13 protein-coding genes are annotated in these 15,814 nt (G+C 74.9%); all 13 read right to left on the bottom strand.

Features of this window, described 5'->3' with window-relative positions:
• Positions 1-30 precede the first annotated feature (30 nt).
• The gene (gene rlmN / locus QJR14_02135; protein MDI3316421.1) at positions 31-1,125 is read right to left on the bottom strand and encodes a 23S rRNA (adenine(2503)-C(2))-methyltransferase RlmN; all 1,095 of its coding nucleotides are present in this window, start codon (positions 1,123-1,125) and stop codon (positions 31-33) included.
• A 3-nt stretch (positions 1,126-1,128) separates the two neighbouring features.
• Entirely contained in the window at positions 1,129-2,511 is a 1,383-nt protein-coding gene (gene rsmB, locus QJR14_02130; protein ID MDI3316420.1) for a 16S rRNA (cytosine(967)-C(5))-methyltransferase RsmB, read from the bottom strand.
• A complete protein-coding gene (fmt, locus tag QJR14_02125) occupies positions 2,504-3,928 on the bottom strand; it encodes a methionyl-tRNA formyltransferase (GenBank protein ID MDI3316419.1) in 1,425 nt (474 codons plus the stop codon). The genes rsmB and fmt overlap by 8 nt, the downstream gene beginning before the upstream one ends.
• A 112-nt stretch (positions 3,929-4,040) precedes the next feature.
• A complete protein-coding gene (gene priA / locus QJR14_02120) occupies positions 4,041-6,287 on the bottom strand; it encodes a primosomal protein N' (protein MDI3316418.1) in 2,247 nt (748 codons plus the stop codon).
• Complete coding sequence (rpoZ, locus tag QJR14_02115) at positions 6,284-6,493, bottom strand: DNA-directed RNA polymerase subunit omega (GenBank protein MDI3316417.1); 210 nt, start codon at positions 6,491-6,493, stop codon at positions 6,284-6,286. The genes priA and rpoZ overlap by 4 nt, the downstream gene beginning before the upstream one ends.
• Positions 6,494-6,499: 6 nt before the next feature.
• A complete protein-coding gene (gene gmk, locus QJR14_02110; GenBank protein ID MDI3316416.1) occupies positions 6,500-7,213 on the bottom strand; it encodes a guanylate kinase in 714 nt (237 codons plus the stop codon).
• Positions 7,210-7,524: a DUF370 domain-containing protein gene (locus QJR14_02105; GenBank protein MDI3316415.1), complete on the bottom strand. Its 315-nt coding sequence runs from the start codon at positions 7,522-7,524 to the stop codon at positions 7,210-7,212. Before QJR14_02105 ends, gmk begins: the two co-directional genes overlap by 4 nt.
• A 61-nt stretch (positions 7,525-7,585) precedes the next feature.
• Complete coding sequence (thiI, locus tag QJR14_02100) at positions 7,586-8,788, bottom strand: tRNA uracil 4-sulfurtransferase ThiI (GenBank protein ID MDI3316414.1); 1,203 nt, start codon at positions 8,786-8,788, stop codon at positions 7,586-7,588.
• A complete protein-coding gene (locus tag QJR14_02095; protein ID MDI3316413.1) occupies positions 8,785-9,993 on the bottom strand; it encodes a cysteine desulfurase family protein in 1,209 nt (402 codons plus the stop codon). The genes thiI and QJR14_02095 overlap by 4 nt, the downstream gene beginning before the upstream one ends.
• Positions 9,990-11,159 (bottom strand): LL-diaminopimelate aminotransferase, encoded by a 1,170-nt coding sequence (locus QJR14_02090; protein MDI3316412.1) that lies wholly within the window; start codon positions 11,157-11,159, stop codon positions 9,990-9,992. The genes QJR14_02095 and QJR14_02090 overlap by 4 nt, the downstream gene beginning before the upstream one ends.
• A 16-nt stretch (positions 11,160-11,175) precedes the next feature.
• Positions 11,176-12,015: a diaminopimelate epimerase gene (gene dapF, locus QJR14_02085; protein MDI3316411.1), complete on the bottom strand. Its 840-nt coding sequence runs from the start codon at positions 12,013-12,015 to the stop codon at positions 11,176-11,178.
• A gap of 32 nt (positions 12,016-12,047) precedes the next feature.
• Positions 12,048-14,849: a cation-translocating P-type ATPase gene (locus tag QJR14_02080; protein MDI3316410.1), complete on the bottom strand. Its 2,802-nt coding sequence runs from the start codon at positions 14,847-14,849 to the stop codon at positions 12,048-12,050.
• A gap of 21 nt (positions 14,850-14,870) precedes the next feature.
• Complete coding sequence (locus QJR14_02075) at positions 14,871-15,719, bottom strand: inositol monophosphatase family protein (GenBank protein ID MDI3316409.1); 849 nt, start codon at positions 15,717-15,719, stop codon at positions 14,871-14,873.
• Positions 15,720-15,814: the final 95 nt, after the last annotated feature.

Genomic DNA, 15,814 nt, shown 5'->3' with positions numbered 1-15,814 from the left:
GGACCGCCCGGCGGCACGCGGGCTCCCCCGTCAGCGGGGGAGCGGCGCCCGGCGTCGCTCCCCCCCGGCCACCTCGCGGCGGCGGAGCTGCCCGCAGGCGGCGTCGATCTGCTGTCCCAGCGAGCGCCGGACCGTCACCTGCAGGCCGCTTCGCTCCAGGACCCGCCGGAAGGCTTCGATCCTCTCCGGCGGCGAGCTGACCAGACCCCGGCCCGATTCGTTGAGCGGGATCAGGTTGACGTGGCAGAGCAGCCCGTGGAGGAGCGCGGCCAGCTCCCGGGCGTGCTCCGGCTCGTCGTTGACGCGGTCGATCAGCACGTATTCGAAGGTGAGCCGTCGTCCCGTCCGCTCCAGGTAGCTCCGCGCCGCTTCCAGCAGCCGCGCCAGCGGGTAGCGGTTGTTCATGGGCACCAGCCGCCGCCGGAGCTCGTCGTTGGGCGCGTGGAGCGAGATGGCGAGCGTCACCGGGAGCCCTTCCCCCGCCAGCCGCTCGATGGCCGGCGCCACCCCGGAGGTGGAGACGGTCATGCGCCGGTAGGAGATGGCCATCCCCTCGGGCTCGTGCGCCAGGCGGAGGAAGCGGACCGTCTCTTCATAGTTCTCCAGCGGCTCTCCCATGCCCATCAGGACCAGCCGCGAGAGCCGCTCGCCGTGGGGGAGGAGCTCGCGCTGGATGGCCAGCGCCTGCTCCGCCATCTCCCCCGCCGTCAGGTCGCGCCGCTTCCCCCCCAGGGTGGAGGCGCAGAAGCGGCAGCCGACGTTGCAGCCCGCCTGGGTGGAGATGCAGGCGCTGGTACCGTACCGGTAGCGCATGCGCACCGTCTCCACCAGCTCGCCGTCCCGCAGGCGCAGGAGGAGCTTGACCGTCCCGTCCTCCGGATCGACCTGCCGCCGGACCACCTCCGCCGGCTCGAGAGGAATCCGCCCGGCAAGGCTGGCCCGCCAGCCCGCCGGCAGGTCGGTCATGCTCTCGAAGTCGGTGGCGGCCCTCCCCTGGATCCAGCGGAAGAGCTGGCGGCCGCGGTAGGCGGGCTGCCCCTCGCTCCGCGCGAACGCCTCCAGCTCCTGCCGGTCCATGCCCCGCGGATCGGGCAGCCCCGCGGCCGCCTGCCTCTCGTCTTGCATCGCTCACGCCTCCCGAACCAGCCGGGCGATGTAGTGGCCATCCAGACCGTCGCGCTGCGGCAGGAACTGGATCTCGCCCTCCCGCTCGACCCGCCCGGCCAGCGCCGGCGGCAGCCAGGGAGCCAGCGGATCCCACCGGTAGCCCGGCCACCGCCTCAGGAAGCTCTCCACCGTCTCACGGTTCTCCTCAGGTTCGAGTGTACACGTCGAATAGACCAGCGTCCCCCCGCGCCGGAGCAAGGGAGCCACTCCGTCCAGGATCTCCGCCTGCAGGCGGGCCGCCCGGCCCACGTCCTGCGGGCGCTTCCGCCAGCGAGCCTCCGCCCGGCGGTTGAGCACGCCCGTGCCGGTACAGGGTGCGTCCACCAGGAGGCGGTCGAAGGAGGCGGCCTCCAGACGCTCCGCCAGGTGGCGCGCATCCTCGGCCAGGACGCGGATCGAGCGGAGGCCGAGCCGGCGGGCGTTCTCCTCCACCCGGCCGAGCCGCCGTGCATCCACGTCCACGGCCAGCACCAGCCCCCGGTCCTCCATCTGCTCCGCCAGGTGGGTGCTCTTCCCGCCCGGCGCGGCCGCCACGTCCAGGACCCGCTCGCCCGGACGGGCGCCGACGGTGCGCCCGACCAGGATGGACGCCTCGGACTGGACCTGGTACCAGCCTTCCTCCCAGCCCGGGAGCTCCCGGGGCGCGGCGCCCCGCACCTCCAGCGCCTGCGGCTCGTAGCGGCCCGCCCGCGCCTCCAGGCCTGCCGCCCGGAGGCGCTCCAGCGCCTCCTGCGGCCGGGCGCGGAGCCGGTTGAGCCGGACGGTCAGAGGCGGCGGCACGTTCATGGTCCGCATCAGGCGCTCCGCCTCCTCGCCCCCGTACCGCTCCACCCAGCGGCGCGCCAGCCAGTCCGGGAAGGAGTGGCGGACGGCCAGGCTCCCGGGTGAGCCGTCGTCGGGCCAGCTCCACTCGCCGCGGCGGCGGAGCGCCTCCCGCAGCACCCCGTTGGCATAGCCGACCGGCGCCGGGCCCGCCACCGCCCGCAGCGCCTCCAGCGTCTCGTGGAGCGCCGCGTGCTCGGGGATCTTCATCTGCTCCAGCTGGTAGAGGGCCATCCGGAGCGCCCAGCGGAGCGGCGGCTGCAGCCGGGCCAGCGGCCGGCGGGAGGTCCGCGCCAGGAGGAAGTCGAAGCGGCGCAGCCAGCGGACGGTGCCGTAGGTCAGCTCCGTGGCCAGGTGCCGGTCGGCGGCAGCCAGGCCCGGCGCCCGGGCCAGCTCGGCCTCCAGCGCCTCGCGGCTGCGCGCGCCCTCCTCCACCCTCAGGCAGGCGCGGAGCGCCACCTCCCGGGCGCCGCGCCGGCTCCGGCCGGCTCCGGCCGGCCGGCGGCCGGGCCTCTCAGCCAAGGCGCTCCCCGGGCCGGAGCGGGTTGCCGCGCAGGAAGTCGGCCACGGACATCCTCCGCCGCCCGGCCGCCTGGACCTCCAGCAGCCGCAGCCGCTGGCCCCCGTCCGGGCCGCAGGCGACCACCGCCGAGCGAGCGTCCACCGCCACCAGTTCCCCGGGTTGGAGCGCCCCGGTCCCGCCTCCCGGGAGCTCGGCCGCCGGCAGCGGCTCGGCGCGGAAGACCTTGAACCGCTGCCCCTGGTAGAAGGTGTAGGCGCCGGGCTTGGGGCTGAGCGCGCGGATCTGGTGGAGGAGCTGCTCCGCGGGGCGGCTCCAGTCCAGGCGCTCTTCCTCGGGGCGGATCTTGGGCGCCCGGGTCGCCGCCGACTCGTCCTGCGGGACGCCCGGCACCTCCTCGCCGACCGCGAGGCGATGGAGGACGTCGATCACCAGCTCCGCACCGGCCGCCGCCAGCTTCGCCCCCAGCGAGCCCGCGTCGTCCTCCGGCTCGATGGGGACCGGGCGCTGCGCCAGCACCTCGCCCGCGTCGACGCGCTCGGACATGCGGATGACGGTGACGCCCGTCTCCCTCTCGCCCGCCATCAGCGCCCGCTGGATCGGGGCCGGGCCGCGGTAGCGCGGCAGCAGCGAGGGATGGATGTTGAGCGCCACCAGCTTGGGCACCGCCAGCACCTCGGGCGGCAGGACGAAGCCGTAGGCGGCGGTGACGATCACGTCCGGGCGGAGCTCCCGCAGCCGTTCCAGGAAGCCGGGCTCGCGCGGGTTCTCCGGCTCCAGGAGGGGGAGCCCGTACTCCAGCGCCTGGCGCTTGACCGGGGAGGGGAGGACCGCCTGCCCCCGCGCCCGGGGCCGGTCGGGCTGGGTGACCACGCCGGCCAGCTTGAAGCCGTGCCGGGCCAGGCGGCGCAGGACCGTGACGCCGAACTCCGGGGTGCCCATGAAGACCAGCCGGTAGGCCGTCTCGGGCGGGAGGCGGACCAGCCGCTGCGCCTTGTCCACGTAGAGGACGCCCTCCAGGTGGTCGAGCTCGTGCTGGAACGCCCGCGCCTTGAAGTCGTCGGCGTCCACCCAGATCCGCCGCCCCTGCCGGTCCAGCCCGGTGACGCGGACGTGGCGGGCCCGCGTCACCTCGCCCACGTAGCCCGGCACGCTGAGGCAGCCCTCGTAGCCGGTCTGCTCGCCCTCCGAGCGCAGGAGCTCCGGGTTGACCATCTCGATCAGGCCGTCGCCGACGTCGACCACGATGACGCGCAGGTCGACCCCGATCTGGGGCGCGGCCAGGCCGACTCCGTCGGCGTCGTACATGGTGACGGCCATGTCGTCCAGGAGCTTCCAGATCTGCCGGGTGACCCGGCGGACCGGTCTGGCCCTCTGTCGCACCTCCGGGTGCGAGGAGTCCAGGATGGGGCGGATCACCCCCTTCTGCCGCCCGGCCCTCTCCGCGGCCGCGGGACGCCTGGCTTCCTCTTGCTCTTGCTGCCCGTTCGCGCCCATACCTCCACCATCCGACTCCTTCCCTGGCTGGCCTCTACAGGAGCGAGACCGGGTCGACGTCGACCAGGAGTCGCACCTCGCCCGCGGCCCGGCCGGCCTCGGCGACGGCGGCCAAGGCCGCGTCCCGCAGCGCCCCCACCCGCTCGCCGCTGAGCAGCAGGTGCCAGCGGCTCTGCCCTTTCAGCCTGCCCAGCGGCGCCTCGCTCGGTCCGATCAGGCGGGCGCCGGGCGGCAACGACGCGCGCAGCCGGCGCGCCACCGCCTCCGCCGCCTGCTCCGCTTCCTGCGGCCTGGCCGCCAGCGCCAGGAGACGGACCAGGCGGCGATAGGGAGGATACCCCAGCTCCCGCCGGACCGGCAGCTCCAGCCGCGCGAAGGCCTCGGGGTCCATCCGCAGCGCCGCCTGGATGGCGTAGTGCTCCGGCGCGAAGCTCTGGATCACCACCCGGCCGGGCCGGTCGCCGCGGCCGGCCCGGCCGGCCGCCTGGGTGAGCAGCTGGAAGGTCCGCTCCGCCGCGCGGAAGTCGGGCAGGTTGAGCGCCGTATCGGCATTGATCACGCCGACCAGCGTCACCCCGCCCACGTCCCAGCCCTTGGCCACCATCTGCGTCCCCACCAGGATGTCCGCCTCGCCCCGCAGGAAGCGGCGGTAGATCGCCTCGTGGGCGCCCTTCCGGACGGTGCTGTCGGCGTCCATGCGCAGCACCCGCGCACCCGGCCAGCGCTGGGCCAGCTCTTCCTCCACGCGCTGCGTGCCTGAGCCATGGTAGCCCAGGGCGGTGCCGCCGCAACCCGGGCAGCGGGACGGAGGGCGCTCCGCCCAGCCGCAGTAGTGGCAGCGGAGCAGCTGCTGGTCCGCATGGTAGGCCAGCGAGACGGCGCAGTGCGGGCAGCGCAGGACGTAGCCGCACTCCCGGCAGAGGACGAAGGTGTGAAAGCCTCGCCGGTTGAGCAGGAGGACCGACTGCTCCCCGCGGGCCAGCGTCTCGTCGAGCGCCTCGGCCAGCCGGCGGCTGAAGAGCGAGCGGTTCCCCTCCGCCAGCTCCTTGCGCATGTCCACCACCTCGGCCGCGGGGAGCGGCCGGCCGTTGACCCGGGTGGGAAGCCGGAGGAGGTGGTAGTGACCGCGCGCCGCCTCGGCCATCGACTCCAGCGCCGGCGTGGCGCTGCCCAGGATGACCGGGCAGCGGGCGCGCCGGGCCCGCTCGAGCGCCACCGAGCGGGCGTGGTAGCGGGGCGTCTCTTCCTGTTTGTAGCTGGCTTCCTGCTCCTCGTCGACCACGATCAGGCCCAGGCGCTGGCAGGGGGCGAAGACCGCCGAGCGGGCGCCCACCACCAGGCTGGCCTCGCCCCGGCGGACCCGCCACCACTCGTCGTACCGCTCGCCGTCGCTGAGGCCGCTGTGGAAGACGGCCACCCCGTCGCCGAAGCGCCCGCGGAAGCGGGCCACCGTCTGGGGGGTGAGAGCGATCTCCGGCACCAGGACGATGGCCTGCCGGCCGGCCTCCAGGACGGCTTCCAGGGCGCGCAGGTAGACCTCCGTCTTGCCGCTCCCCGTCACGCCCTCCAGCAGGAAGACCGTGGGAAGCCCCTCCGCCAGGGCGCGGCGCACGGCCGCGACCGCTTCCGCCTGATCCGGCGTCAGCTCGGGGCGCCGCTCGTCCCCGGCGACCGGGGCGGGTTGCGGGCTGCGAGGAAGGGGACGCCGCTCCACGGACAGGAGGCCGGCCCTGACCATCAGCCGGAGGGTGGCGGCGCTCACCCCGGCGGCCCGTTCCAGCTCCGGGCGGCGCCACGGTCCCGGCGCTCCCTGGAGGAGGGCGAGGACGCGCCGGCGCGCCGCCGAGAGCCGTTGCCCCTCCTCCACCGCGGCCGCGAAGGCCGGACCGGGGTGGAGCACCTCTTCGCTCCGCTGCCGGATCCGGTCGCCGCGCAGGCCCGCCGGCAGCATCACCCGCAGCGCCTGGACCAGCGTGGTCCCGTAGGCCCGCGCCAGCCACCGGGCCAGCTCCAGCGCCTCCGGCGTCAGGGCCGGCATGGGGTCGAGCACGGCCGCGATGGAGCGGACCCGGGAGGCGGGCACGGACGGCTCCCGGCGCAGCTCGATGACAAAGCCCTCCCGCCGGCTGTGCCCGAAGGGGACGCGGACGCGCCAGCCCGGCTCCAGCCGGCCGATCCACTCGGGCGGGATCCAGTAGTCGAAGAGACGGTCGGTGGCGGCCGCGGCCACGTCCACCGCGACGGCGGCCAGGCGCATGGCTTGGCCGGCCCGACGGTTCACTCGCCCTCGCTCACCTCGTAGCTGACCTTCCCCTCGGCGATCTCCTTGAGGGCGATCACCACCGGCTTCGAGCCGGGCTTGGAGACCGCCGGCGCCGCCCCCTCCAGGAGCTGGCGCGCCCGCTGGGCGGCCGCGTTGACCACCGCGTACTTGCGGGGCATGGCCGCCAGCACCTCCTCCAGCGTCGGGTCGAGTCGACCCTCCAACCCTTCTCACCCCTCTCCCTGCGGCTGGTGCCGCGCGGGTGCCGGCACCGCACCCAGCCCGTCGCCGGAACTCTCCTCCTCCGGCACCAGCGGCGATCCGTCGGCCAGCTGGCGCCAGGCCCGGCAGTGCTCGGCCCGCCGGATCGCTTCCAGCAGCTCCGCGGCCCGCTCTACGCGGTCGTTGACCACCGCGTAGTCGTACTCGCCGATGTAGCTCAGCTCCTGGGCGGCGTGCGCCAGGCGCATCTCCCTCGCCTCCGGGCTCTCCGTGCCGCGCCGGATCATGCGCCGGCGGAGCTCCTGGAACGAGGGCGGAAGGATGAAGACGAAGACCGCCTCCGGATAGGCGGCCTTGAGGCTCATGGCGCCCTGGACATCCTTCTCCACCACCACGTCGACCCCCTGGCCGAGCCACTCCTCCATGGGGCGCCGCGGCGTCCCGTAGGCATGGTCGAAGACGCGCGCCCACTCCACCAGCTCGCCCGAGCGCCGCCGGTCCTCGAACCCTTCCTCGTCGAGGAAGAGGTAGTCGACCCCCGGCTCCTCCCCGGTCCTGGGCGCCCGCGTGGTCACCGAGGGGGCGAAGCGGACGTCGGGGTGGCGCTCCAGCCAGGCCTTCCTCACCGAGCCCTTGCCGGCTCCGCTGGGCCCCGAGAGGACGAAGAGCAGCCCCGGAAAGCGGGGCCTGGGTGCGCCCGTCGAGCCGGCCGTTCCGCTCACTCCTGCGGATCCACCTCCACCAGCGCGTCCGGCGCCGAGTTGGGCACGGGCTCCCGCTCCGCGGCGCCCTCACGGGTCAGCATGCGGTGGGCCACCGTCTCCGGCTGGATGGCGGAGAGCACCACGTGCTCGCTGTCGGTGATGATCACCGCCCGCGTCCGCCGGCCGTAGGTGGCGTCGATCAGCCGCCCGGCATCCCTCGCCTCCTGCACCACCCGCTTGATCGGCGCGGACTCGGGGCTGACGATGGCGATCACGCGGTTGGCCGAGATGATGTTGCCGAAGCCGATGTTGATGAGCTTGATCTCCACCGAACCTCTCCCCTTCGTTGGCTGAATGATACGTCCGGACGGTCCGCCGTTCCAGGCGCCGTCACGGCCGGACGCTCACCGCCACGGTCCTTTCCAGCGCCTCCGGCAGGAGGCGCTCCCAGTCGATCCGCGCCTCGGCCCCCTCCACTTCAGCCAGCCGCGGCCGGGTCGCCGGGTGGGCGGGGACGAAGAGGCTGCAGCAGTCGGCGTAGGGAAGGATGGAGGTCTCGTAGGTGCCGATCCGCCTGGCTTCCTCGATGATCTGGCTCTTGTCCATGGTGATCAGGGGGCGGAGGACGGGCAGGGTGGTGACCCGGTTGATCACGCCCATGCTCTCCAGCGTCTGGCTGGCCACCTGGCCGACGTTCTCGCCGGTCACCGTCCCCAGCGCGCCCCGCCGCCGCGCCAGCTCCTCCGCCAGGCGGAACATCGCCCGCCGCATCAGGATGACGCCCAGCTCGGCCGGAGCCTCCCGGTAGATGGCGGTCTGGATGTCGGTGAAGTGGACCACGTGGACGGTCATCTCGCCGCTCCAGCCGGCCAGGATGCGCGCCAGCTCCAGCACCTTCTCCCGCGCCTGCTCGCTGGTGTACGGGAAGCTCTCGAAGTGGACGGCCTCGATCTCGATGCCCCGGCGCATGGCCATCCAGCCGGCCACCGGGCTGTCGATGCCGCCGGAGAGGAGCAGCATGGCGCGCCCGCTGGCGCCCAGCGGCAACCCGCCCGGTCCGGGAAGGGTGAGGGCGAAGACGTACGCCTCCCGCTCCCGCACCTCCACCTGGACGCGGACGTCGGGGGTGTGGACGTCCACCTGGAGCTCGGGATGGCGCTCGTGGAGGAGGGCGCCCAGGAGGGCGTTCATCTCCAGCGAGCCCAGGGGGAAACGCTTGTCCACCCGCCGCGCCTCCACCTTGAAGGAGCGCGCCGGCCGCCCCCGCGCCTCCGCCTCCCGGAGGGCCTCCTCCAGCGCCGTCAGCGCCGCCTCCTCCAGCGCCCCGCGCTCCGGCTCGACCCCCAGCGCCGGGCTGAAGGAGACGATGCCGAAGACCCGGCCGAGCGCCTGCTCCACCCTCTCCCAGGCTTCCTGGCCGGGCGGCGGCACCACCAGGAGCCGGCCGTTCCGCCAGGCGACCTCCACCCCCTGGACCCCCGTCCGCGCCAGCGCCGCCGCCACCTGCCGGCGGAGCTGGTGTTCGAAGCCGGGCCGGTTCTTGCCCTTGAGGCCGATCTCGCCGTAGCGGAGCAGGAGGAGCCGGCGCCTCATCGCCGCACCTCCCCCACCGCTCCCCTCAGCATCGCCAGGGCTCGCCCGAAGGCGGCCAGGGTCGCATCGATCTCCTCCGCCCGCGTCGCCCAGGGGGAGAGGCTCAGCCGCACCGCCCCCTGGGCGAGCGCCGGCTCGAGGCCCGCAGCCAGCAGGACGTGGCTCGGCTCCGGCCGGCTGGCCGTGCAGGCCGAACCGGTGGAGACGTAGACACCCTCGGCCTCCAGGGCGTGGAGAAGCGTCTCTCCCCGCAGGCCGGGAAAACCGACGTTCACGATGTGCGGCGCCGCCCCCGCCAGGCGCTCCCCGTCGCTGGCCGGACGCGGCCCGTTCAGCCGCCCTCCCAGCTCCTCCAGGCCGCGGATCAGCCGCTCGCGCCAGGCCGCCAGCCGGCCGACCGCCTCCGCCCGCTCCGCCTCCGCCAGCTCCGCCGCGCGCCCGAAGGCGGCGATGCCGGCGGTGTTCTCCGTGCCCGAGCGGAGCCCCCGCTCCTGTCCTCCGCCCAGGAGGAGCGGCTCCACGCGCAGCTCCTTGGCCAGCCAGATCGCCCCGACGCCCTTGGGCCCGCCCACCTTGTGGGCGCTGAGCGCCATGGAGCCCACCCCCCAGGCGCGCGGCCGCAGGCGAATCTTCCCCAGCCCCTGGACCGCGTCCACGTGGAAGAGCGGTCGCCGGGCGGGCGCCAGGTGGCCGAAGCGGCGGGCCAGGAGGGCGCCCACCTGGTCGACCGGTTCCACGGTGCCCAGCTCGTTGTTGACCAGCATCACCGCCACGACGGCCACCCGCTCGTCCAGGGCGGCCTCCAGCCGGTCCAGCCGGAGGCGGCCCTCGCGGTCGACAGGAAGACGCTCCACCTCCCAGCCCTCGCGCTCCAGCCGGGCGGCGGGCTGCAGGATCGCCTCGTGCTCCACGGCGCTGACCAGGATCTTCCGGCCCCAGCCGCGGCGGGCGGCCGCGCCGCCCAGCAGGGCCAGGTTGTCCGCCTCGGTGGCCCCCGAGGTGAAGGTGATCTCGCGCGGCTCCGCGGCCAGGACGGCGGCCAGCTGCTGGCGCGCCTCCTCCACGGCCCGCCTGGCCTCAAGTCCCTTGCGGTGGACGGAGGAGGGGTTGCCCCACTCCTCCTCCATCAGCCGCCGCACCACCTCCGCCGCCTCCGGCCGGACCGGGGAGGTGGCGGCGTGGTCCAGGTAGACCTCCTCGCTCATGCGTGGAACCCTTCCTCGATGCGCGCCATGGCCTGGTCCAGCCGCTCGTCGGGGACCGTCAGGGAGATGCGGAAGAAGCCCTCCCCCTGCCGGCCGTAGGCGCTGCCCGGCGCCACCAGCACGCCCGTCTGCCGGAAGAGGCGGGCGGCGAAGCCGGCCGAGCTCTCGCCCTGCGGCACCGGGACCCAGAGGTAGAAGGTACCCCGGCTGGGCGCGACGTGCAGCCCCGCTCCGGTCAGCGCCGCCACCGCCCGGTCGCGGCGGCGGCGGTAGATCTCGTTCATCGCGGCGATGAAGGGCTCGCCGACCTCCTCCAGGGCGGTGACCGCCGCCTCCTGGACGGCGCCGAACTGCCCGGAGTCGAGGTTGGTCTTCAGCCGGCCCAGCGCCGCCACCGCCGCCGCGTTCCCGACCGCCGCGGCGATGCGCCAGCCGGTCATGTTGAAGGGCTTGGAGAGCGAGTAGAACTCGACGGTGCACTCCTCCGCCCCCGGCACCTCCAGGGCGCTGGGCGCGCGGAAGCCGTCGAAGGTGTTCTCCACGTAGGCCGCATCGGAGGCGATCAGGACGTCGTGCTCCCGCGCCCAGGCCACCGCCCGTCGCCAGAAGTCGAGGTCCGCCACGGCCGCCGTCGGGTTGTTCGGATAGTTGAGGAAGAGGAGCTTCGCCCGCCGCGCCACCTCTTCCGGCACCTGAGCCAGGTCGGGCAGGAAGCCCCGCTCCCGCTCCAGGGGGAGCGGCCACGGCTCGGCGCCCGCGAGGCGCGTCTGGACGTCGTAGACGGGGTAGGCCGGGTCGGGCACCAGGACCACGTCGCCCGGACCCGCGTACGCCCAGATCAGGTGGGCCAGCCCCTCCTTGGAGCCGATCAGCGCCATCACCTGGCGCTCCGGGTCGAGCCGGACGCCGAAGCGGCGGCGGTACCAGTCGCTGATGGCGCGCCGGAAGCGGAGCGAGCCCCGGTAGCTCGGATAGCGGTGGTTGGCCGGGTCGCGGGCGGCCTGCGCCAGGCGCTCCACCACCTGGGGCGGGGTCGGGTCGACCGGGTCGCCGATCCCCAGGTCGATCACGTCCACGCCCCGCGCCACGGCCTCCTCGCGCTGCCGGTCCAGTTCGGCGAACAGATAGGGGGGGATCTTCTCCAGTCGTGCGGCCACCTCGGGCAACCGCCTCAACCTCGCTTCAGAATGGGATGGGATACTCGCCGCGGAAGACCTCCTCGGCCGGCCCCGTCATCCAGACGCGGCCGTCGGCGGCCCACTCGACGGCCAGCCGCCCGCCCGGCAGGTCCACCGCCACCCGCCGCCCGGTCCGCCCCTCGTGGGCGGCCGCCACCGCGCTGGCGCAGGCCCCGGTCCCGCAGGCCAGGGTGACCCCCGAACCCCGCTCCCAGACCCGCATGGTCAGGCGCTCGGGCGAGTCGACGCGGACGAACTCCACGTTGGTCCGCCCCGGGAAGGCCGGGTGATGCTCGATCTGCGGCCCCACCCGGGCCACGTCCACCGCTTCCGGGTCGTCCACGAAGATGACCGCGTGGGGGTTCCCCATGGAGACGGAGCGGTAGCGCCAACGGCGGCCCGCCGCCTCCAGCTCCCGCGCTTCCTCGATGGAGCGGGGCGGTCCCATGTCCACGCGCACCTGGCGGCTCCGCCGGTCACCCTCGCCCACCTCGGTCCGGATCAGGCCGGCCCGCGTCTCGATGGCCAGGCTCCGCTCGCGGGTGTAGCCCTCGTCGAAGAGGTACTTGGCCACGCAGCGGATGCCGTTCCCGCACATCTCGCCCTCGCTGCCGTCGGCGTTGAAGATGCGCATGCGGAACGGCTCCGACTGGCCGCGGAGCATGAGGATCAGCCCGTCGCCGCCGATCCCCCGGTGCCGGTCCGCCACGGCGACTGCCAGCCGCTGGAGCCGCTCGTCGCTCCATCCGGCCAGCCCGGGCTCCTCCAGGGGGGAGACGCCGCCCCCGATGGCGTCGACGAAGACGTAGTCGTTTCCCAGTCCGTGCATCTTGACGAAGCGCAACGCCGCCCGCCCCCCGTCGGATGCCTCTAATCTTAGCGGATCACGGCGCGGCGGGCGAAAGGCCGGGCGCCCCCGCGCCCGGGCCGGCCCCGGCGGCCCAGGTGGTCCAGGAAGACCAGCAGGAGCGCCACCAGGCCGGCCAGGGCGACGGGGAGCCAGCCGGCGGGCGGAGGCGCCACCACCTCGAAGGCCCGGGCGGCCCAGGGAAGGTAGAGGATGAGGAGGAGGGCGCCGAGGGAGGAGGCGACGGCGGCCAGCAGGAGGGGGTTGCCGCTCCACCCCAGCTCCCAGAAGGGTCGCTCCTCCGAACGGACCTCCAGGGCGTGGATCAGCTGGGTCAGCACCAGCGTGGCGGTGGCCAGCGTACGGGCCAGGGCCAGGTCGCGACTCCCCCACCAGGCGCTGGAGAAGACCGCCAGGGTGGCCAGGCCGATGAAGAGCCCGCGCTCCAGCACCCTGCGGCCCAGCCCGCGGGCGAAGAGGCTCTCGCGCGGAGGCCGGGGCGGGCGGCGCATCACGTCCTCCTCCGGCGGCTCCAGGCTGAGGGCGACCGCGGGCAGCCCGTCGGTGACCAGGTTGACGAAGAGGATCTGCGCGGCCGTCAGGGGGAGCGGGAGGCCCAGCACGATCCCGCCGAACATGGCCAGGAGCTCGCCGGTGTTGCAGGCGAGCAGGTAGCGGATGGAGCGGCGCACGTTGTCGTAGATGGTCCGGCCCTCGCGGACCGCCGCCACGATGGTGGCGAAGTTGTCGTCGGTCAGGATCAGGTCGGCCGCCTCCCGGGTCACCTCGGTCCCGCTGCGTCCCATGGCCACGCCGATGTCCGCCTGCTTGACGGCCGGCGCGTCGTTCACCCCGTCGCCGGTCATGGCCACGATCGCGCCCAGGCGCTGGAAGGCGCGGACCACCCGCAGCTTGTGCGCCGGGCTGACGCGGGCGAAGACGCGGACCACCCGGAGCCTCCGCTCCAGCTCGCGGTCCTCCAGTCGCTCCAGCTCCTGGCCCAGGAGGACTTCCTCCGGCCCGTGGGCGATGCCCACCTCGCGCGCCACGGCCAGGGCGGTGGCCGGGTGGTCGCCGGTGATCATCGCCACCCCGATGCCCGCCGCCTTGCACTCGGCCACGGCACCGGCCGTCTCGGGGCGGGGAGGGTCGATCATCCCCACCAGCCCGAGGAAGACCAGGCCCTCTTCCTCCTCCGCCCCGATCTCCCGCGCCGGGCGGGCAGGACGGTAGCCGACGGCCAGGACGCGCAGCGCCCGGGCCGCCATCTCCTCCGCGCCGGCCGCCAGGCGGCGCCGCGCCTCGGCGGTGAGCGGCCGGCAGCGCCCGCCCTCCAGGAGGTAGCGGGAGGAGTCCAGGATCCGGTCCGGGGCGCCCTTGACCAGCAGGACCGCCCCGGCCTGCGGCGAGCCGGCGGGGGCCGGCCAGAGGGCGGCGCTCTCCCGGCCTTCCGCCCGGACCAGGACGCTCATCGCCCGCCGCTCCGCCTCGAAGGGGAGCTCGGCCAGGCGGGGCCAGGCGGCGCGGCTCTCCTCGGGAGGAAGCCCGACCCGCCCCGCCAGCGCCACCAGCGCCCCCTCGGTCGGGTCACCCGCCACGGTCCAGCGCTCCTCCCGGCGCTCGAGGCGCGCGTCGCTGGCCAGGAGGGCGGCCAGGGCCAGCCTCCGGAGGGCCGGCTCGCCGCCGGACCCCTCCAGGTCGAGACGGGCCGCGGACGGGCTCGGGTCGTAGCCGACCCCGTCCACCAGGCAGCGGCCCCCCGGCCAGCGCACCTCCCGGACGCTCATCTCGTTCCGGGTGAGGGTGCCGGTCTTGTCCGAGGCGATGACCGTGGCCGTGCCCAGCGTCTCTACCGCCGGCAGGTGGCGGACGATGGCGTTGTGGCGGATCATGCGCTGGACGCCCAGGGCGAGGGTGATGGTGACCACCGCCGGCAGCCCCTCGGGGATGGCCGCCACCGCCAGGCCGACGCCGGCCAGGAACATCTCGTACGGCGCGTAGCCGCGCGCGATCCCGATCAGGGTGGTGGCGCCGGCGATGGCCAGGCAGGCGGCCACGATCCACCTCCCCAGACGCTCCAGCCGTTCCTCCAGGGGCGTGCGGACCTCCTCCGACTGGTGGATCAGGCCGGCGATGGCCCCGATCTCGGTGGCCAGGCCGGTGGCCACCACCACGGCCCGCCCGCGCCCGCGGGTGATCACCGTCCCCTGGTAGACCATGTTGGAGCGTTCGCCCAGCGGCGTCGCCTCCGGCAGCTCCGCGTCCGCCCGCTTGGCCGCCGGCTGGCTCTCGCCGGTCAGGGCGGACTCGTCCGCCTCCAGCGCCGCGGTGCGCAGCAGCCGCGCGTCGGCGCCGACCCGGTCGCCCGCCTCCAGCAGCAGGAGGTCGCCGGGCACCACCTCCTCGGCCGCCACCGTCGCCTCCCGCCCCTGCCGGAGCAGGCGCACCTGGGGGGCGGTCAGCGCCTTGAGGAGGGAGAGGGAGCGCTCGGCGCGCGCTTCCTGGAAGGTTCCCAGGACCGCGTTGAGGAGGACGATGGCGAGGATGACCACGGCGTCGGCGGTCTCGCCCATGAGAAGGGAGACGCCCGTGGCCGCCACCAGGAGGAGGACCATGAAATCCTGGAACTGGGCCAGGAAGATGCGCCACCACGAAGGCGGCGCCTCATCGGGCAACTTGTTGGGACCGAAGCGCCGGAGGCGGGCGGCCGCCTCGGCCTCGTCCAGCCCGCGCTCCGGATCGGTCCCCCAGGCTTCCAGCACCTCCGCCGACGATCGGGCATGCCAGGCGGCGGCGGACGCCGCCCGGCTCGATCGGGTCCCGGTCTGCATGGCTCAACCTCCGTCCCAGGGCTATGACTCCCGGGACGAGGAGAGACCGGCCCCGCCGAAGACCCCCTTCAGCCAGTCGTGGACCGCCGGCGCGCCCGCCAGGACGGTCCCACCCTCCAGGCGGAAAGGCCGGCCGTCGGCGTCGCTGACGCTTCCCCCCGCCTCGCGGACCAGGAGCGCGCCCGCCGCCATGTCCCAGGGGGCCAGGTGGAGCTCCCAGAAGGCCTCCAGCCGCCCGGCCGCCACGTAGGCCAGTGCCAGCGCGGCCGAGCCGAGGGTGCGCACGTTCTGCACCCGGTCGGCCACCGCCGCCAGCCGGTCCAGGTTCCGCCGGTGGCCCCGCCGGTCGAAGGGGAAGCCGGTGGCGACCAGGGAGAAGGGGATCCGCTCCTCGCGGCTGACGTGGAGCGGCCGCTCGCCCAGCCACGCGCCACCGCCCGGCCAGGCCTCGAACCGCTCCCCGCGCACCGGGTCCAGCGTCAGCCCGTAGCGGAGCCGCCCGTCCTCCAGGAGGGCCATGGAGACGGCGAAGAAGGGGATCCCGTGCAGGTAGTTGTTGGTGCCGTCCAGCGGGTCGACCACCCAGCACCAGCCGCGCGCCCAGGGCAGGGCGCCCGCCCGCTGCGGCGCCGCGCCGGGGCCGGACCCGGTCCCCCCCTCCTCCCCCAGGAAGGCGTCCCCGGGGAAGCGCGCGCGCACGCGGGAGCGGATCGCTTCCTCGGAGCGGCGGTCCACCTCGCTGACCAGGTCGGCGGGCGAGCTCTTCACCTCCACCCGGTGCAGCACGCCCAGCCCCTCCAGGAGGAGGGCGGCCGCCTCCTGCGCCGCCTCGCGTGCCAGCTCCACCCGGCCCTCCAGCCCCGGGGGCACGGCAGGGCCTCTCCGCTCCTCCACCCTCTCACCCCCGGGCCCTATGGTATCCTCGCGGGCGGGCGGGGTGAGGAAGGCTGCCGGACGGGATCCTC

It is taken from the genome of Bacillota bacterium, from assembly GCA_029961055.1.
GTDB lineage: Bacteria > Bacillota > Sulfobacillia > JAIMAT01 > JAIMAT01 > JAIMAT01.
This window is presented reverse-complemented; position numbering and strand designations above follow the sequence as displayed.

What these genes read in the sequence shown, in the direction of transcription:
- rlmN (MDI3316421.1), bottom strand. Translation starts at nt 1,125, where the DNA reads ATGCAAGACGAGAGGCAGGCGGCCGCGGGGCTGCCCGATCCGCGGGGC.
- thiI (MDI3316414.1), bottom strand. Translation starts at nt 8,788, where the DNA reads ATGAGGCGCCGGCTCCTCCTGCTCCGCTACGGCGAGATCGGCCTCAAG.
- QJR14_02095 (MDI3316413.1), bottom strand. Translation starts at nt 9,993, where the DNA reads ATGAGCGAGGAGGTCTACCTGGACCACGCCGCCACCTCCCCGGTCCGG.
- QJR14_02080 (MDI3316410.1), bottom strand. Translation starts at nt 14,849, where the DNA reads ATGCAGACCGGGACCCGATCGAGCCGGGCGGCGTCCGCCGCCGCCTGG.